This window comes from Paenibacillus sp. CMAA1364 (genome assembly GCF_054373195.1).
The window spans coordinates 83,170-102,962 of sequence record NZ_JBITNB010000003.1 but is presented as its reverse complement, the minus strand read 5'-3'; the positions used below and the strand labels follow the sequence as shown (position 1 = coordinate 102,962).

Annotated in this window: 18 protein-coding genes; all 18 read right to left on the bottom strand. The window is 40.3% G+C overall.

From position 1 onward, the window contains the following. Positions 1-3: 3 nt before the first annotated feature. Positions 4-351 carry a 30S ribosome-binding factor RbfA gene (rbfA, locus tag ACH8E3_RS03890; protein ID WP_458631290.1) on the bottom strand — a complete coding sequence of 116 codons (348 nt, stop codon included), beginning with the start codon at positions 349-351 and terminating at the stop codon, positions 4-6. A 14-nt stretch (positions 352-365) separates the two neighbouring features. Further along, entirely contained in the window at positions 366-2,804 is a 2,439-nt protein-coding gene (gene infB, locus ACH8E3_RS03885) for a translation initiation factor IF-2 (protein WP_458631289.1), read from the bottom strand. Further along, positions 2,797-3,120 carry a YlxQ family RNA-binding protein gene (locus ACH8E3_RS03880; protein WP_458631288.1) on the bottom strand — a complete coding sequence of 108 codons (324 nt, stop codon included), beginning with the start codon at positions 3,118-3,120 and terminating at the stop codon, positions 2,797-2,799. The genes infB and ACH8E3_RS03880 overlap by 8 nt, the downstream gene beginning before the upstream one ends. After that, positions 3,113-3,421 carry an RNase P modulator RnpM gene (rnpM, locus tag ACH8E3_RS03875; RefSeq protein WP_458631287.1) on the bottom strand — a complete coding sequence of 103 codons (309 nt, stop codon included), beginning with the start codon at positions 3,419-3,421 and terminating at the stop codon, positions 3,113-3,115. The genes ACH8E3_RS03880 and rnpM overlap by 8 nt, the downstream gene beginning before the upstream one ends. Positions 3,422-3,449: 28 nt before the next feature. Further along, the gene (gene nusA, locus ACH8E3_RS03870; RefSeq protein WP_458631286.1) at positions 3,450-4,547 is read right to left on the bottom strand and encodes a transcription termination factor NusA; all 1,098 of its coding nucleotides are present in this window, start codon (positions 4,545-4,547) and stop codon (positions 3,450-3,452) included. A gap of 33 nt (positions 4,548-4,580) precedes the next feature. Beyond that, the gene (gene rimP / locus ACH8E3_RS03865) at positions 4,581-5,042 is read right to left on the bottom strand and encodes a ribosome maturation factor RimP (RefSeq protein ID WP_458631285.1); all 462 of its coding nucleotides are present in this window, start codon (positions 5,040-5,042) and stop codon (positions 4,581-4,583) included. Positions 5,043-5,230: 188 nt separating this feature from the next. Further along, positions 5,231-9,547, bottom strand: a complete 4,317-nt coding sequence (locus tag ACH8E3_RS03860) for a PolC-type DNA polymerase III (RefSeq protein ID WP_458631284.1) — start codon at positions 9,545-9,547, stop codon at positions 5,231-5,233. A 158-nt stretch (positions 9,548-9,705) separates the two neighbouring features. Then, the gene (proS, locus tag ACH8E3_RS03855) at positions 9,706-11,154 is read right to left on the bottom strand and encodes a proline--tRNA ligase (protein WP_458631283.1); all 1,449 of its coding nucleotides are present in this window, start codon (positions 11,152-11,154) and stop codon (positions 9,706-9,708) included. A gap of 100 nt (positions 11,155-11,254) precedes the next feature. Further along, the gene (rseP, locus tag ACH8E3_RS03850) at positions 11,255-12,526 is read right to left on the bottom strand and encodes an RIP metalloprotease RseP (protein ID WP_458631282.1); all 1,272 of its coding nucleotides are present in this window, start codon (positions 12,524-12,526) and stop codon (positions 11,255-11,257) included. Between the two features lie 134 nt (positions 12,527-12,660). Then, a complete protein-coding gene (locus ACH8E3_RS03845; protein ID WP_458631281.1) occupies positions 12,661-13,800 on the bottom strand; it encodes a 1-deoxy-D-xylulose-5-phosphate reductoisomerase in 1,140 nt (379 codons plus the stop codon). Between the two features lie 18 nt (positions 13,801-13,818). Next, positions 13,819-14,616 carry a phosphatidate cytidylyltransferase gene (locus ACH8E3_RS03840; protein WP_458631280.1) on the bottom strand — a complete coding sequence of 266 codons (798 nt, stop codon included), beginning with the start codon at positions 14,614-14,616 and terminating at the stop codon, positions 13,819-13,821. 22 nt (positions 14,617-14,638) lie between these two features. Further along, positions 14,639-15,406: an isoprenyl transferase gene (locus ACH8E3_RS03835; protein ID WP_458631279.1), complete on the bottom strand. Its 768-nt coding sequence runs from the start codon at positions 15,404-15,406 to the stop codon at positions 14,639-14,641. 128 nt (positions 15,407-15,534) lie between these two features. Further along, positions 15,535-16,089 carry a ribosome recycling factor gene (frr, locus tag ACH8E3_RS03830; protein ID WP_458631278.1) on the bottom strand — a complete coding sequence of 185 codons (555 nt, stop codon included), beginning with the start codon at positions 16,087-16,089 and terminating at the stop codon, positions 15,535-15,537. Then, positions 16,089-16,817 (bottom strand): UMP kinase, encoded by a 729-nt coding sequence (pyrH, locus tag ACH8E3_RS03825; protein WP_458631277.1) that lies wholly within the window; start codon positions 16,815-16,817, stop codon positions 16,089-16,091. Before pyrH ends, frr begins: the two co-directional genes overlap by 1 nt. Before the next feature lie 129 nt (positions 16,818-16,946). After that, positions 16,947-17,597 (bottom strand): translation elongation factor Ts, encoded by a 651-nt coding sequence (gene tsf, locus ACH8E3_RS03820; RefSeq protein WP_458631276.1) that lies wholly within the window; start codon positions 17,595-17,597, stop codon positions 16,947-16,949. 144 nt (positions 17,598-17,741) lie between these two features. Continuing rightward, positions 17,742-18,440 (bottom strand): 30S ribosomal protein S2, encoded by a 699-nt coding sequence (gene rpsB / locus ACH8E3_RS03815; protein ID WP_458631275.1) that lies wholly within the window; start codon positions 18,438-18,440, stop codon positions 17,742-17,744. A 198-nt stretch (positions 18,441-18,638) separates the two neighbouring features. Then, positions 18,639-19,229, bottom strand: coding sequence for a hypothetical protein (locus tag ACH8E3_RS03810; RefSeq protein ID WP_458631274.1), 591 nt, complete (start codon positions 19,227-19,229; stop codon positions 18,639-18,641). Beyond that, on the bottom strand, positions 19,226-19,786 hold the full coding sequence (locus ACH8E3_RS03805) for a hypothetical protein (RefSeq protein ID WP_458631273.1): 561 nt from the start codon (positions 19,784-19,786) through the stop codon (positions 19,226-19,228). The genes ACH8E3_RS03810 and ACH8E3_RS03805 overlap by 4 nt, the downstream gene beginning before the upstream one ends. Positions 19,787-19,793 lie beyond the last annotated feature (7 nt).

The window sequence follows — 19,793 nt, the reverse complement described above, 5'->3', positions numbered from 1 at the left end:
GGTTTATTGGTTCTTATCAAGTTCGCCTAACAACTTCTCTATATGACTTCCATATGCAATAGACTCATCAAACTTAAATATAAGTTCCGGCGTATGCCGTAGACGAATCCTTTTTCCTAATTCTGAACGAAGGAATCCATTTGCCTTATCAAGAGCAAGTAGCGTATTCTTCTTTTGTTCTTCATCCCCAAGAACACTTAGGTATACCTTTGCTTGTGCAAGGTCATTCGGAACATCGACACCTGTGACGGTAACGAATCCAATCCGAGGATCCTTGAGCTCCCTTTGGATCAGCACACTCAATTCTTTCTTGATTTGCTCTCCAACACGTCCAACACGAATTTTAGCCATGTGTAATCACCTCTCTACTTGCGCTCCACCGATTCCATAACGAATGCTTCGATGATGTCGCCTTCTTTGACATCACTATAGCCTTCCAAAGTAATCCCACATTCATACCCTTGTGCTACTTCTTTGGCATCGTCTTTAAATCTCTTCAAGGTATCAAGCTTACCTTCATGAATCACAATACTATTACGAATGAGACGTATCTCCGCATTACGAACCATTTTACCTGATGTCACCATACTACCCGCGATCGTACCAACTTTACCGATGGAGAATACGTTACGTATTTCAGCATGACCGATAACTTTTTCTTTGAATATCGGATCAAGCATTCCCTTCATCGCTTGCTCAATCTCTTCGATCACTTTGTAGATGACGCGATGCAATCGAATATCAACCTTTTCTTCTTCAGCTCTTGCAGCTGCTTGATTGTCTGGACGCACATTATATCCAATGACTATAGCACTTGACGCTGCTGCTAGAATAATATCTGATTCAGTAATGGCACCTGCACCACTATGAATAATCTTAACTCGAACACCCTCTACTTCAATCTTCTCAAGTGAACTCTTCAGCGCTTCAACCGTACCCTGAACATCACCTTTGATGATGACATTAAGACCTTTGATCTCACCATCTTTAATATGCTGGAACAAATCATCCAAAGTGACACGTACGTTGCTACTCATTTCACTTTGACGTTGAGTAATGAAACGCTTATCAGCGATTGAACGTGCTTTACGCTCATCTTCAAACACCATGAATGGATCACCAGCTCTAGGAACTTCAGTTAATCCAGTGATTTCAATTGGTGTTGATGGACCCGCTTCTTTTACACGGCGACCTTTATCATTCACCATTGCACGAATACGACCGAAGCAGTTACCTGCTACGAAGGCATCTCCAACTCGAAGTGTTCCATGTTGCACTAATACTCGTGCTACTGGGCCACGGCCTTTGTCTAGCTCAGCTTCAATAACAACTGCACGAGCACGTTTATTTGGGTTAGCTTTATATTCATTCATTTCTGCAACGAGAAGAATCATTTCAAGCAACTCTTCAAGACCTAGCTTTTGCTTGGCAGATACATTAGCAAAGATTGTATCTCCGCCCCATTCTTCTGGAACCAGACCATACTCAGTCAATTCTTGCTTCACCTTTTCAGGATCAGATCCAGGCTTATCAATTTTGTTGACAGCTACAATAATAGGAAGTTCTGCTGCTTTGGCATGATTAATTGCCTCAACCGTTTGTGGCATAACACCATCATCGGCAGCAACAACAATAATTGCAATATCCGTGATTTGTGATCCACGAGCACGCATAGCGGTAAACGCTTCGTGACCTGGCGTATCTAGGAATGTAATCTTCTTCTTATTAATCTCAACTTGATATGCACCAATATGTTGCGTAATTCCGCCTGCTTCACCACTGGATACATTCGCAGAACGAATGGCATCTAACAATGTTGTCTTACCATGGTCAACGTGTCCCATGATTGTCACTACAGGAGGACGGCTCTTCAAATCTGCGTCTTCATCCACTTCTTCAACAGTCTCAAAACGATCATCTTCAACTGTAATTTTCACTTCAACCTCTACACCGAACTCAGCAGCTAGTAGAAGTACAGTCTCAATATCTAACTCTTGATTAATTGTAGCCATGACACCCATAGAGATCAATTTCTTAATGACTTCGGATGCGTCCTTATGAAGCAATTTAGCCGCTTCACCAACGGTCATTGCACCACGAACAATAATCTTTTTAGGTGTGTTGTCAATTTTCTCACGAGGCGGTTGTTGGAATTTTCCTCTACCGTTATTCTTGCCACCACGATTGTTACGGAAATTGCCACCTTTATTATCGTCAAAGCGTTTAGCACCATTATTGCCTGGTCTATTCTTGTTAGCACCTTGAGTATTATTACTATTGGAACGATTGCCAGCCTGGCCACTTTGTTGTGTTGCTGGTCTTGATGGAGCCGCTGTACCTTGTGTTCTTGGAGCACTGTTAGAAGTGCCTTGAGTTCTTGGAGTCGATGTATTACTTTGCGGCCTTGAAGTTACAGTAGAATTAGTGTTTTTCGTATTATTATTCATACCTACCTGCTTTTCCTGTTGTTTTTTGTTGTCACTTGGTTCCACAACTGCGATTTTCTCTTTAGGAGCTTCTACAGCTACGGTTGGTTTTTCTACAACGTTATCCTTCTTGACAGATGACGTTGCTGCCATTGCATGGTTGTCTCCGCCTTCTCTTTTCACGGCTGCATTGGTCTTAATATTATTAAAAAACTGCTCTACCTTCGAGACAGTTTCACCCTCCATCACGCTCATATGGTTATTGACAGGGATTTCTAGACGCTTCAAAATTGTAATAATCTCTTTACTGCTCATGTTTAGCGATTTAGCATATTCATATACACGTAATTTTTCAATCTTATTCTCTTGTTTAGTCAATATACTCCACCTCCGTCATAGTCTCCATTGATTTAGAGATCATTTTCGCGAATCCTTGATCCGTAATTGCCAGCACAACACGTTCTGGTTTCCCAATACTTGTGCCCAGACTATCCCGGTCATATCCGATCACCAGAGGGATTTTGTATGTTCCACATTTATCACGGAACTTTTTTTGTGTGTTTGGTGATGCATCTTTAGCTAAGATGACCAGCTTAGCTTCTGAAGAACGAATAGTTTTGAGCACGATTTCATCACCTGTGACCACCTTGCCTGCACGCATTGCAAGGCCCAGACGAGAAAGCGTATTATCCATCATTGGAAATCTCCTTCATCCCTAAAAACTCTTCTTCAACATTGACAAAGTCATCTGCCAACTGCTCATAAATCTCAGGTTTCACATGATGTTTCAATGCTCGATCTAGGGATTTATTCTTTTGTGCCAACTTAAAACACGAAGCCTTACCGCAAAGATAAGCACCACGACCCGACTTCTTACCTGACAGATCAATAAGCACTTCATCTTCTGGTGTTTTCACAATACGAATGAGTTGTTTCTTTCCCATCATTTCCTGACAGGCGACGCATTTACGCAAAGGTATTTTTCTTGACTTCAAATTGTCCCTCCGTCCTATTTATAGGAAATTATTCGACGGAGACAGAATCTTCAGGCATATCTTCCGTATACGTCTTCGCTCTCCCGAATTCTTGCTCCGCTTGAGTCTCACTCTTAATGTCAATTTTCCATCCGGTTAACTTAGCTGCTAATCTTGCGTTCTGGCCCTTGATTCCAATGGCGAGAGATAGTTGATAATCTGGTACAATGACGCGCGCCATCTTCTCTGCTTCAAATACTTCTACTTCAACCACCTTGGAAGGACTAAGTGCATTTGCAACATACTCTTCTACATTGTCGGAATAACGAACGATATCAATCTTTTCTCCACGCAGTTCGCCAACAATCATCTGAACACGAATTCCTTTAGGTCCAACACATGAACCCACTGGATCCACTTCTTCATTACGAGAATATACAGCAATCTTTGAACGGAATCCGGCCTCACGTGCAACCGAGCGAATCTCTACAACACCGTCAAAAATTTCTGGAACTTCTAATTCAAATAATCTCTTCAGTAGACCAGGATGAGTTCTTGACAACATGATCTGTGGACCTTTTGTCGTATTCTCAACCTTTGTAATGTATGATTTAACCCGTTCACCATGCTTGAACTTTTCGTTAGGCATGAGTTCATTCAAAGGAAGTAGCGCTTCAACTTTACCTAGATCAATATACACATTTCGTGGATCTTGACGTTGAACCGTCCCAGTAACGATATCTTCCTCTTTATCAACAAACGCGTTATAGATCAAGCCACGCTCAGCTTCACGAATACGTTGAGTTACTACCTGCTTAGCTGTTTGTGCAGCGATACGTCCGAAGTCGCGCGGTGTAACTTCAATCTCTGAAATATCCTCCAATTGAAAATGGGGATTAATCTCGCGTGCTGCTGGAAGAGAGATCTCTGTACGAGGATCTAACACTTCTTCAACGATAAGCTTCCGAGCATATACTTTAATAACTCCCGTATTACGATTCATATCCACTCGCACATTCTGAGCTGTGTTGAAATTACGCTTATAACTCGAAATTAAAGCAGCCTCAATTGCCTCGAATAATATGTCTTTACTAATCCCTTTTTCTCTTTCTAGTTCGTTCATTGCTTCAATAAAATCCATACTCATTGGGATTTAGTTCCCCCTTTCTCAACCTTACTTTTAAAAAATAATAGCCAATCTAGCACTAGCTACCTTTTCATACGAAATTTCGTGTTTCTTTTTACCTACTTCAATGACAAGTACATCGCTCTCAAACGAAAGAAGGCGGCCTTCAAATTCCTTGAGACCGTCCAGTGCTTCGTATACAGTAACAAATACATCTTTACCTACGGCTTTCATAACATCAGCACTTTTCTTTAACGGCCGTTCCGCTCCAGGAGACGATACTTCCAGGAAATAAACATCAGTAATTGGATCATTGCGATCTAACTGCATACTCAGATATTCACTCACTAAGCCGCAGTCGTCAATATCAATACCGCCTTCTTTGTCAACATAAATACGTAGAAACCAGTTCTTTCCTTCTTTAACGTATTCCACATCAACAAGTTCGAAGTTATGTTCTTCCATGATAGGTTGGATCATTTCTTCTACGATACTTTTTATCTTAGGTGTGCTCAAAGACTATAACCTCCAAGACTTTCATAATCCTATATACCAAAGAGTAAAGAGTGGGTTGCCCCACTCTTTACACAACGGTTTTATCTCCATGATTGCTACTAGAAATTATAACATAGTCTGTCAGCACTGACAAGTATCTGCCCTTGACTGCCAGTTGATTAAAGTGGGTACACGATGCCTTTATACAACTAGAATAGCGACAATTGATTACTTTCTGGCAATCCTCTGAAACATCCCATTTGCGTTAAAAGCTCAATCGCCGTTTTACTTGCTTTGGACTTTTGTTGGAAATCTTCAATAGACAAATATTCTACCCCATCACGCGCAGACACAATATTACGAGCAGCATTATCTCCGATCCCTGGTAGAGCAGAGAAAGGTGGAATTAGTGAATCACCGTCAACGATAAACTTGGTTGCTTCAGAACGATAGATATCAATGCTTTGAAAAGTAAACCCACGAGCTGTCATTTCTAATGCCATCTCATAAATGGCCAACATACTTTTTTCTTTTGTCGTAGCTTGGAATCCTTTTTGTTCAATTTCCTCAATCTGACGGTAAATCGCATCATAACCTTGGCAACAGAGTTCAATATCGAAGTCTTCAGCCCTCACCGTAAAGTATGTTGCATAGAAGGCAATGGGATAATACAGTTTGAAAAAGGCAGTACGTACAGCAGAAATAACATATGCAGCTGCGTGTGCCTTCGGGAACATGTATTGTATTTTGAGACAGGAATCGATGTACCACATGGGCACTTTACACTTCTTCATCTCTTCTATCCACTCTGGAGACAGCCCCTTCCCTTTACGCACACTTTCGGTAATGGTGAAAGCTAATCCGGCATCCATACCCGCTTTATAGATCAAATACAGCATGATATCGTCACGACAACCAATCACTGTCTTGATGTTACACGTTCCATTCTTAATTAAATCTTGTGCGTTACCTAGCCATACACCTGTTCCATGTGATAATCCTGATATTTGCAATAGGTCGGCAAAAGAGGTCGGTAAGGATTCTATCAACATTTGACGGACAAATTTCGTTCCCATCTCGGGTATGCCATATGTCGCTACAGGTGTTCGAATCTTCTGCGGTGTCACTTCTATCGCTTCTGTAGAATGAAATAAACTCATTACTTTGGGATCATTCATCGGTATACTTGTTGGATCTACACCCGTTAGATCTTGCAACATGCGCATCATCGTCGGGTCATCGTGACCCAGTATATCCAGCTTTAATAAGTTGGATTCGAATGCATGATAGTCGAAATGTGTTGTTTTCCATTCTGCCTTCGTATCATCTGCAGGATATTGAATAGGTGTTACATCTTCCACATCCATGTAATCTGGAACGACCACAATACCACCTGGATGCTGACCTGTTCCCCTTTTCACACCAGTAAACCCAGCTGCGAGCCGACTGATTTCAGCACCTCGCCACTTCTTCTGATTCTCTTCTTCATACTTTTTGGTGTAACCAAATGCAGTCTTTTCCGCAATGGTTCCTATCGTCCCCGCACGAAATACATTCTCTGCTCCAAATAGTTCCTTTGTATAGTTATGCGCAATGGCTTGGTACTCTCCAGAGAAGTTAAGATCTATATCCGGTACTTTGTCTCCTTTAAATCCAAGAAACGTCTCAAACGGGATATCCTGCCCTTCACCCTTCAACATCCCCCCACAATCAGGACAATCTTTCTCAGGGAGATCGAATCCACTTGGAATACTACCATCCAGGAACCATTCATTATACTTACAGTCAGAATTCTTACACACATAATGTGCTGGTAAAGGATTAACCTCTGATATTCCTAAAAATGTGGCTACAACGGATGAACCAACAGATCCCCGTGATCCCACCAAATAGCCATCTTTATTGGATTTCTTCACAAGACGTTCAGAGATTAGATAGTTCGCTGAGAACCCGTATTTGATGATAGGCTCTAATTCTTTCTCTAATCTTTTGATTACAACATCAGGAAGGTCATCGCCATATATACTCTTCGCTGTATCATAACAAGTCTGGCGAATTTCCTCATCAGCACCTTCCATAATAGGTGTGAATAGTTTCGATGGGAATAATTCTATATTTTCAAATCGTTCTGCCAGTTCTATGGTGTTTGTAACAACCACTTCATTAGCTTTACCTTTTCCTAAAAAATCGAATTCCTCAAGCATCTCATCTGTTGTACGTAAGTGAGCATCTGGTTTTTTCATGCCTTTTAATGGGCTGAACCCCGTTATTCCATTAATGGCAATATCACGGAATAGCTTTTCTTTAGGTTCCAGATAATGCACATTACCCGTTGCGATAACAGGCTTATTCAACTTCTCTCCAATATCGCACACGGTCTTTAATGCAGATTTGATCTCAAGGATACTTGCCACAAACCCCTTATCCACTAAATGCATGTACATGGTCAATGGTTGAATTTCTAGAATATCGTAGAACTGTGCAATCTCTTCTGCTTCTTCTAAAGACTTATTTAATACAGCTTCAAAAAACTCGCCTTTCTCGCAACCCGAAATAATAAGCAATCCTTCGCGTAGTTCCTCTAACTTTGATCTGGGGATACATGCCACCTTTTTATAATATTCAGTGTGGGATAACGATACTAATTTGAAAAGATTCTTCTTACCTACCATATTCAACGCATATATCCCACAATGGAAAGGTCGGGTATTTGAGAGATCTTTCCCTACATTATCATTAAGACGATCTAGCATCGTGATTCCCTTCATCTTCTCCGTGTCCACAAGAAGCCCATTGAGAATTCCAGCTAAAGCGATTGTATCGTCGATGGCTCTGTGGTGACTCTCCAATAACACTTTATATTTATCTGCCATGGTATTGAGCCGGTGATTCTTCATGGCTGGATAAATCAATCGTGCTAACTCCAATGTATCTAGTACAGGATTAGACATGATAGGTTGACCGTATTCTTTGAGAGAAGCTTGGATGAACCCCATATCAAATCTAGCATTATGTGCTACTAGAATCCCATCTTCCGCGAATTCCACGAACTTCTGCAACACAGGTTCGAGATCTGGTGCATCTTTGACCATTTCATCTGTAATATTCGTAAGTTGTTGAATATGAAATGGAATTTTCTCGTGTGGATTGACAAAGGTCGCATATCGATCTATTTCTTTACCGTCTCTTATTTTGACAGCAGCAATTTCCGTAATGTTACTGTGGGTAATTGAAAGCCCTGTTGTCTCGATGTCAAAGACAATATACGTAGCTGTTTTAAGCTCTATTGGTTGGGCATTTAATACAACTGGAATAGCATCATTTAACACATTGGCTTCTATTCCATAAATCATCTTCAGACCATGTTTCTTGGCTGATTTAGAAGCTTCAGGATAACTTTGAACACCACCATGGTCTGTTATGGCAATCGCGGTATGTCCCCATTTGGCTGCTGTTTTAATATATTTATCGATAGGTGTGATGGCGTCCATCGTACTCATCGTTGTGTGTAGATGAAATTCAACACGCTTCAAGTTAGCGTTATCCTTCCGTTCGGGTGGTGCTTGTACTTCATTCAAATCTGAAGGCATCATAATCAATTCAGGAATAGGCATGAATCGATCGAACTCAATACGCCCACGCACCTTAACCCATTTCCCATTTTCCAACTGATTTAACACTTTGACATCCTCTTTATTTTTGGCGAACATCTTTAATTGCATGGAGTCCCCGAAATCTGTCACATTAAACGTGAACAACGTCATACCATTACGTAATTCTTTACTATCTAGTCCAAAGACCGCTCCTTGGATCGTCACTTTCTTTTCTTCGTCTTGTATATCTTGTATAGGAATAGGGTGATCTTTAATATCGTATCCCATATGAAGACGAACTTCATCAGAATTTTCATCAAAGCTACGGCTCTCCGCTTCAATACTGTTCATCATATGCTGTACAACTTCACGTTCTTCTTGCATCTTCTTCAGTTCAAACTCTTCAATCGCTTCTTTACCCGTATCTCCAACCGCTAATTTCACTCGTAGCGGCATTTCGAAATAAGTCGTAAAGAAGCGTGTAATCGCTTGATCCATCTGCTTCTTCTTAGCCAGTTCTAGTGAAGTGGCATCAGACATTGTTAATTGTAATTGGTCTTCATGCATATCATGTACCGCTCGATTTAACCAGCCATTTACAGATGGGATCTCTTTGTGAACCCACTCAACGAACAAGCCCCAGTACGTATTGACAATATCTTCAACAGCAACGGTATCTGTATATTTAAAAACAAATGATATCTTAGCGATATGTTGCATCTTTTCTTGGATCTTTAAGCAGAAAGTGCGATATACTTCCCCAGGAACTAGTGTATCCTTCACAATATGAATGACCCACTCTTGATGAGTGCGTTTAATTTCTACTTTGTCTATATAGCCATCCAAGAAATAAGGATCCTGCATACTGACTGGGACTCCACCTTGTTTCATTAGTAGCTCAAACCGCATTCTTTTTTCATCCACATTACTCATTGTTTCTTCCCCCTTGACCACCAATCCTTGACACGATATAGACGAAGAGCCTCTGTTTACAAAAATGTACTCGACCTTATACTCATCGACTCATTCCTGCCAGAAGCTCTTCATGCATGATAACTTAACATCTAAGTTAATATATTTTTATTTCTCTATTAATAGGCTCTAGCAAAAACAACAGTATGTTTGGCGGCTTTCCCACAAGCGATACATGTTTCTTTGTTCTCAGCAGGATCAAACGGAATATTACGGCTTGTAGCTCCCGTCTCTTCCTTCACCTGACTCTCACACTGTTCAGAACCGCACCATCCAGCTAATGTGAAGCCACGCGACTCTTCCATTCTCATCTTCATTTCGTCTAGACTATCAACGGAATAGAAATGATCTGCCATGAATTGTTTCGCTTTATCCAGCATCTCTTGATGTACTTGTTCAAGCATCAACTGCACTTCTTCGACCAATTGATCCTGACGAACAATTTTCTTTTCGCCAGTTATACGTGACACGAGTACGCAAACCCCATTCTCCATGTCTCGAGGACCAAGTTCTAAGCGAACCGGTACTCCACGCATTTCATATTCATTGAACTTCCAGCCAGGAGTTACATCGCTGCGGTCATCAACCTTAACTCGGACGCCTGCTTTCTTCAGTTCGGCAAACAATTCGTCTGTACGTCCAACAACGGCATCACGAGTCTTTGCAGGACCAATTGGAATCATGATCACTTGCGTTGGAGCTACTTTTGGTGGTAAGGCAAGTCCACGATCGTCTCCATGTACCATTATCAAGCAACCAATCAATCTAGTTGTCGTTCCCCAAGATGTCGTGTGTACATATTCTTGTGTATTCTCACGACTTAAGTACTGTATCTCGAATGCTTCAGCAAATTTCGTTCCTAAATAATGAGATGTTCCAGCCTGCACAGCCTTCCCGTCCTTCATCATCGCTTCAATAGAGAAAGTATCCACTGCGCCAGCGAAACGCTCCGAAGGCGTCTTCTGTCCTGTAATAACTGGGATAGCAAGATACTCCTCAAGGAAAGAGCGATACACTTCTAACATTCTCATCGTTTCTTCGCGTGCCTCTACTTCTGTTTCATGGGCAGTATGGCCTTCTTGCCATAGAAATTCACTTGTTCTAATAAATGGTAATGTCCGTTTCTCCCAACGAACCACGTTTGCCCATTGATTAATCAACACAGGCAAGTCACGGTAAGACTGAATCCATTTGGAATACATATGACCAAACATCGTTTCAGATGTTGGGCGAATTGCAAGACGCTCTTCCAGCTTTTCACCAGCCACTTCAGTTACCCATGGCAACTCTGGATTAAATCCTTCAATATGATCTTTTTCCTTTTGAAAGAAGCTTTCAGGAATTAAAAGTGGAAAATAAGCATTACGATGTCCCGTTTCCTTAAATCTTCGATCCAATTCCGCTTGAATATGCTCCCAAATTTCATATCCATCAGGACGAAATACAATACAGCCCCGAACAGGTGAATAATCCATTAATTCTGCTTTTTTAATTACATCTATATACCAACGGGAGAAATCTTCTCCTTGTGGTGTAATTTCAGTCACAAACTGCTTATCTTTTGACATAAGAAATAAAATCCTCCTAAAAGTTTATGAGCGATACTTCATGATATACTTCGAATAAACTCACTTCGAAAGCATAACCCAAGTTTATGAGCGATACTTATCACCCATTAATCAACCTTAATATATCATTATAAGTAACAGCGATCATGAGTAAAAATAACATAGCGAATCCTACGAAATGAACCATGCCCTCTCGATTCGGATCAATAGGTTTACCACGAATCCATTCCACACCTAGAAATATCAGACGACTACCGTCGAGTGCTGGAATTGGGAATAGATTAAAGATTCCTAAGTATAGACTTAATATCGCTGCCCAATACGTTAATTGCACAATTCCTTGTTTGGCAATTTGTCCTGTCACTTCAAATGTACGCACAGGCCCACCAATATCATCCATGGAGAACTTCGCAATCAATTGACTGAACCCTTCAAAGATGATTCCAGTCGTACTAACCATCGTTTTTCCTGAGTGGGTAATCGTCTCACCGATTGACGCTGATCGCGTAGGCAGCATTGGAGTGATCCCAATTTTCCCGCCTTCTTGACCTTCCATTTTACGAGGAATAAGTGATACAACAAATGTTTCTTCACCACGGCGTATACTCCACTCCATCGATTTACCTTCAGATGATGCAGTTAAGTCAATCATCTTCTGATAGTCTGCTCCAATAGCTACACCATCAATGGAGTCAATGATATCCCCCTTTTTCAGATTTGCTTCTGATGCGGGCATACCTTCAGTGACATTTCCGATTTCAACGTACGTCGGATTGTCCAAGGGGATACCAGCCATTTGGAGATGAATAGCAAATAATATGAACGCAAGGATAAAGTTCATTACTGGTCCAGCGAAAATCGATAATGCACGTTGGCCCACTGTTTTACTACCAAAACGGCGGTTTTTAGGAGCAATCTGAATCTCTTGTCCCTTTTTCACCATCATCGTCTGTGGATGTATTTGATAATGCTGAATATCCCCATCCACATCTAGCTGTAATGTGAGTGCTTCATCTAAATCAATAGATAGTACCTCGCCACGCACAATATTCTTCCGATTATCCAATTGATCCAAATAGATCTTTGTCACTTCATTATTCATAGTCCGAACACCGATCGTCTGGCCTACTTTAATCTCTACAAGCTCAGGATCTTCTCCAGCCATACGAGCATAGCCACCAAAGGGTAGCAAACGAAGCGTAAATTGCGTTTCATTACGTTTATAAGAAAATAGCTTTGGTCCAAAACCGATAGCAAATTCACGGACCAAGATGCCAGCACGTTTGGCGAAATAATAATGACCCCATTCATGTACTGTTACAATCATAAAAAACATTAATACCGTCAAAAAAACAACCTGAACCATTTCCAAGTGCCTCATCCCCCTATATCGTCTAAGATCGAAGTTTGTCCCTATAGATTATCATTATTCTCAGACTGAACACAAGAGAATCACTTTCGAAGTAATTATTTACAAATAAATAATCAGATGTTGTTATCGTTGGATTAAATTTCAGATGCTAATTCTCGTGAACGAAGATCACATTCTTCAATGGAACCTATATCAGGATTCATTGAATTATGATGTTGCTCTAATACTTTTTCAATGATTTTCTCTATATGTAGAAAAGAAATCTCTCGATTTAAGAATCGAGCCACTGCGATTTCATTCGCTGCATTAAAAGCAGTTGTTGCTGTTCCACCCATCTTTCCACATTCAAATGCTAGACGCAAGCATGGAAATCGTACATAATCCATTTCTTTAAAATGAAGGGTACCTGTCTCTGCAAGCGACAATCGACCTGTTGGTGAGGTCCAACGTTCAGGATAAGTTAAAGCATATTGGATAGGAACACGCATATCCGGATTACCCAACTGAGCGATTATACTACTATCACAGAATTCAACGTAGGAGTGAATAATACTCTCAGGATGAAGAAGCACGTTAATTTGTTCATAAGGCAGATCAAAAAGCCAATGCGCTTCGATCACTTCCAAACCTTTATTCACCATAGTCGCAGAATCAATCGTAATCTTTGAACCCATTGTCCAATTGGGGTGTTTCAAGGCATCTTCTACCGTAACGTTCACCAATTGCTCCCTAGTTAAATCACGAAAGGAACCTCCAGAGGCAGTGATCGTTATTCCAGCAACGTCCATTCTGCGTTCCCCATTCATACATTGAAAAATAGCTGAATGTTCGCTGTCGATAGGTAGTATTTTCACATTCTTTTCTCTCGCAAGCGATGTAACAAGATGACCGGCTGTAACCAATGACTCTTTATTCGCCAGCCCAATATGTTTACCAGCTTCAATAGCAGCCATCGTCGATCGAAGACCAACACTTCCCATTACAGCTGTAACGACAGTATCTGCATCTGTTCCTGCCGCAACCTCAATCAATCCACTCTCTCCATAATAAATCTGTATGGACGAAGGTATAAGTGGCTTAATTCTATCGGCTAGCTCTTTCGTCGCAACAGATACTTTACGTGGTTTGTATTGAAGCACCTGAGTAACTAGTAAATCAATATTAGTTCCAGCCGCAAGGCCTTCTACTTGAAATTCATCACTGTGGGCGGATACAACGTCCAATGTTTGTGTGCCAATGGATCCCGTTGAGCCCAAAATACTAATTTTTTTCATAATGCACCATCTCTCATCTTAATAAGGTAATAGCATCACGATATGTACGAAAGGGAACACAATTATCCAACTGTCACAGCGATCCAATATTCCACCATGACCTGGTAATAATTTACCTGAATCTTTTATATTGTATATTCGTTTGTATGCGGATTGAATAAGATCGCCCAATTGTCCGATCACAGCACAGGTAAGACCAATAAGTATGGCTCTGCCATAACCTAATATCCCTCCAGATGCAACCGCGAATCCTATGGCAACCAAGATTGCAATAACAATTCCACCAAGCGCACCCTCCACCGTCTTGTTAGGGCTAATCGAAGGCCAAAGTTTACGTCGCCCCATTTTTCTACCTACAAAATATGCACCTGCATCGCTTGCCCATACCGTGAATAGCAGTAGAAAGGTCCAGAATAACCCATGGTTATCAGCTGCATTACGTGAATCTGCAATGAAGTAAAAACCACTTCCAATATATAAGACACCCAATAGAAGTACAGATATTTGATTAATATCAATACGATTTTTAGATAATACGGTCATAATCATAAGTAATAATAGGAGTATCCAGATTAATTCCCACTGAGGAGTATAAGCTATTTCTAATAGCTTCCATGGAAACATAATGATAGAAACACTCAAGAATCCCAGTGTTGCTACCGCACTGAAAGGAGGTACTTTGATCATTTTTACAAATTCATAATACCCTATTAAAGACATACAAAGTAGCAGTAGATGAAATGGTATATTTCCAACTATACAAATCCCTAGGAAGATAACTCCAGCAATAATTCCGGTAATCAGTCGTTGTTTCAAAAGTCTTCATCCTCTACTTATATTATGACAGTCCACCATACCGCCGTGTTCTACGCTGATATTCAGCCACTGCATCGTGTAAATGATTCTTATCGAATTCTGGCCAGTAAATATCAGTGAACCATAATTCGCTGTATGCCAACTGCCACAACATGAAGTTACTAACTCGCATCTCACCGCTAGTTCGGATTAATAGATCGGGATCAGGCAACCCTTTAGATTGCAAATGATCTTCCACCCATTGTGTATTAATATCTTCTGCTCTTAATCTACCTGCTTCAATTTCTTGTCCTATCATGCTCATACAGTTGGTTAATTCTTTACGACCACCATAATTCAATGCAAAGTTAAGAACAAGACCATCGTTCATAGCAGTTAGTTGTATGGCCTGCTCCATAGCTTCTAATGTATGTTTAGGCAAACCTTCTATATCGCCCATCATTCGAATTTGAACATTCTTTTGAATTAATTCATCTAATTCAATGGCTAAAAACTCTTGGGGAAGTCTCATCAGAAAATCAACTTCATCTTTAGGTCTTTTCCAATTCTCAGTTGAAAATGCATACATCGTTAAAAACTTAATGCCAAGCTCGTCTGCAGCTATTGTTGCACGTTTAACAGCTTTCATTCCACTTTGGTGTCCAACAATTCTTGGAAGACCGAGACGTTTTGCCCAACGTCCATTCCCATCCATAATGATTGCGACATGCTGGGGAATATTATCCGAAGTAATTTCCACAGTGTTGTGCTTCTCATTTTGCCTCCACCATGATCGAATTCGTTTGATCATTCCATTTCCTCCAAGCCACTATCTGCAAGTTGAAGACATTATTTTCACCACTGTTGATCGATCTATCTCATTAAGATGGATTTCAAAAATAGACAAACCCCACCATAATAGGAGGGGCCACAAGTCAATTATACATCCATGATCTCTTTTTCTTTAGCTAAGAGAACCTTGTCGACTTCGGCAATATATTTATCCGTCATCTTTTGAATATCTTCTTGGTGTCTACGAGATTCATCTTCTGAAATTTCGGTCTTTTCCATCTTCTTAACGTCATCATTTGCGTCACGACGAATATTGCGAACAGCCACTTTGGCTTCTTCGCCAAACTTCTTCGTTTGCTTAACCAAATCTACACGGCGTTCTTCTGTAAGAACAGGAATAGATAAGCGAATCATAGACCCATCATTTGATGGTGTTATGCCTAGATCTGACTTGGATATCGCTCTTTCAATGTCAGACAATGAGGTCTTATCCCAAGGTTGAATCATCAAAGTACGGGTATCTGGTGTGCTGATGTTTGCTAACTGACTAAGCGGTGTTGGCGAACCATAGTATTCAACTTGAATACGATCAAGCAAAGCGGGAGTAGCACGCCCTGCACGTAGCGAACCAAGATCACGTTTTAGTGCACCAATTGCTTTATCCATTCGATCATCTGCGTTTTGTTTAATCGTTTGTGGCATTAGTCTACACTCCCTTTAACAATGGTTCCTATTTTCTCACCTAATACGACACGTTTTATGTTTCCTAGCTCCGTAATAGAAAATACGATAAGTGGAATATTATTGTCCATACATAACGATGATGCGGTAGAGTCCATTACGCCTAAGTTCTTGTTCAGCACTTCCATATATGTTAACTGTTCAAACTTCTCAGCTGTATCGTCTAAAAAAGGATCTGCTGAATATACGCCATCTACCTTATTCTTAGCCATTAAGATGACTTCCGCTTCAATTTCGGCAGCACGTAAGGCTGCTGTTGTATCTGTAGAGAAGAACGGATTTCCTGTGCCTGCGGCAAAAATAACAACACGACCTTTTTCTAAGTGTCGTATTGCTCTACGTCGAATATATGGTTCTGCAATTTGTTGCATGGAAATGGAAGTTTGGACTCTTGTAGGTACATTAATTTGCTCTAATGCATCTTGAAGAGCTAAAGAATTCATTACCGTTGCTAGCATCCCCATGTAATCAGCCGTAGCACGATCGATACCATTAGCGCTACCTGCGATACCGCGCCAGATGTTACCACCACCACATACAACCGCCACTTCAACACCAAGTTCAATAACTTCTTTGATCTGTTCTGCTATAGACACAATGGTAACAGCATCAATACCGAAACCATTGGGACCTGCGAGAGACTCTCCACTGACTTTAAGGACTACCCTTTTAAATACTGGCTTTTCCAATGTTAACCTCCCTCTTTGAGAAAGCGCGACTTCGTCGACGCCACACTGCAATTCTATTATTAAAAAAGAAGGAACACATAGTGTTCCATTCTTAGTAATGATTATTATTGTAACATGAAAAATATAATATTATTGGTTTACTTGTGCCATAACTTCTTCTACAAAGTTATCCACTTTCTTCTCAAGACCTTCACCAAGCTCAAAACGAGAAAAACGACGGATTGAGATGTTTTCACCAATTGTATTGATTTTTTCATTCAAAACAGCTGCAATCGTCTTGTCCGGATCTTTAATATAAGATTGCTCCATCAAGCAGAATTCTTCATAATACTTGCTGATGCGACCTTCAACCATTTTATCAACGATTTTTTCAGGCTTACCTTCATTTAATGCTTGTGCTTTAAGGATTTCCTTTTCCTTGTCAACATCTTCTTGTGGTACTTCTTCACGACGCACATAACGTGGATTCGTCGCAGCTATTTGCATTGCGATATCACGTGCAAATTCTTTGAACTGATCCGTTTTACCAACGAAATCTGTTTCACAGTTAATTTCAACAAGCACTCCAATTTTACCACCAGCATGGATGTAAGCTTCTACAGTACCTTCAGTAGCAATACGTCCTGCTTTGTTAGCACTAGCTGCTAATCCTTTTTCACGAAGAAATTCGATTGCTTTTGTAACATCACCGTTTGTCTCATCCAAAGCTTTTTTACAATCCAAAATTCCCGACCCTGTTCTTTCACGAAGTTCTTTCACTGCGCTAGCATTAACTGCCATTGATTATACCCTCCAATATACTATTGTTATTATTTCGTACTTATTATATTCATTATTTTTTCAAAAAAAGGGCAGTGAGAGGTTATCCACCTGCCAACCACCCTTTTATTTTAATTCATTTATTATGAATTGCCTAATTGTAAATTAGACTGTTGCTTCTTCGCCTTGATTAGCTTCCATAATGGCATCTGCCATTTTACCAGTCAAGAGTTTAACAGCACGAATCGCATCATCATTACCAGGAATGACATAGTCAATTTCGTCTGGATCACAGTTAGTATCTACGATACCTACGATTGGAATACCCAATTTGCGAGCTTCTGCAACCGCAATACGTTCTTTACGAGGATCGATAATGAATAGGGCACTAGGAAGGCCTTTCATATTCTTGATTCCACCTAGGAATTTATCAAGACGATCTTTCTCTTTACGAAGAAGGATAACTTCTTTCTTAGGAAGAACATCAAATGTACCATCTTCTTCCCACTTCTCAAGCTCCTTCAAACGATTAATACGTTTTTGAATAGTTTCGAAGTTAGTTAGCGTTCCGCCCAACCAACGTTGATTAATGTAGTACATTCCACAACGTTCAGCTTCTTCTTTCACGGAATCTTGAGCTTGTTTTTTCGTTCCTACGAAAAGAATAGTTCCATTCTCATCGCCGATGCTTTTAACGAAGTTATAAGCTTCTTCCACCTTTTTCACTGTCTTTTGCAAGTCAATAATGTAAATTCCGTTTCTTTCTGTGAAGATATAACGATCCATCTTTGGGTTCCAGCGGCGAGTTTGGTGACCAAAATGCACACCAGCTTCCAAAAGTTGCTTCATGGATATTACTCCCATCTTCACGCACCTCCTATTATTGGTTTTTTTATCCTCCGCTAACGATCATTTCCCTTTAAGACTTTCTAAACATGTAAGAAAGCACCCTCATAGGAATCACTTAGCGTGTGTTTTTAACACCATCAATTAATATATCATGAATATTAATTCAATGCAACATCCTTTATATTTGAAAGATTCGTTCGCAATACATTTTACTTAACGAGACGATTCTATTCTTATCTTAGATATAATAGACTGATAACTTTCCCCTTTGGCAAACGAATAATTGCCTTCTCTAATCTTGGTATTAACCTTCTGTCTTGAAGCTTCTTTAATAAATTGATTGGTATCCGTGATTACGCCAACCTGCTCCAATCCTTTTGCCACTTCTGTGAGGTTTCTACCTTTATCTATTTTATAATTCACGACTACTTTGTTCTTGGGTTCTACAACGGGATCCTTTGGTGATTGTATATTGGTTGTTGCTAGCTCATCATCATTTTCTTTCGGTTTGGTAGGTGAAGAAGGTGCATTCGGTGCTTCAGTACTTTTGCCTGTAGGTTCAGCTCCTTCTTGAAGTTTGAGCTGTTTCCACTGTTCTTCTGTCATTAATTGATCCGAGGAATCAACGACTTCCAGATCAAGCTCTTTGGCTTGCTCTTCCAGTTGTTCTCTTGTCAGCGTCACCTCAGATGGCGTATCGATTACATTAGCCTGTCTTTCACCCACTAACATAAGCTGTAACAGGGCTGCCCCTATGATTAATCCTACCCCTAGTCCGCTCATAAATGAACGACTTCTCATCATAGCGATCCCTCCTGCTTAGCCAGTTGAAGTATAAGTTGAACTTCACCGCGATGTAGGCCAGTTATCTTCCCAATGACATCCATTGATTTGCCTTGTTCATGCAAATCAAACACTTCTGCATAACGACGTTTGATTGTATCCTCTTGTGCAGCATGAACATTAACATCCTCGCTCTCAGCCACCACCATCAAATCTTCAGTAGGACTAGCCTTAGATGATATACCTTCACCACTGTTCTTATGGGAAAGTATCGATTCAGCGATACGCGAATCATATTCCAACGTCTGTTTCTCTACTTCTAATAATCTTTGATTCAACAATGCTAGATTATCTTCTAGCACTATTTGTTTAGAAGTGGTCTCCTTTTTCATTTGACCCACCAATTCAACAATCGAATCATTCTCCGATTCAATATCTGACATATATTGTTCTAATGTTGTCTCAACATTCTTTATCAATGTATCAGAAGAAATATTATCCGTTTTTTTGGTGGGAAGCATGAGTGCGTAGATCAATGCAGCGATTCCTAACATTATAATAATAATCCATGGTTCCAAAACTTTA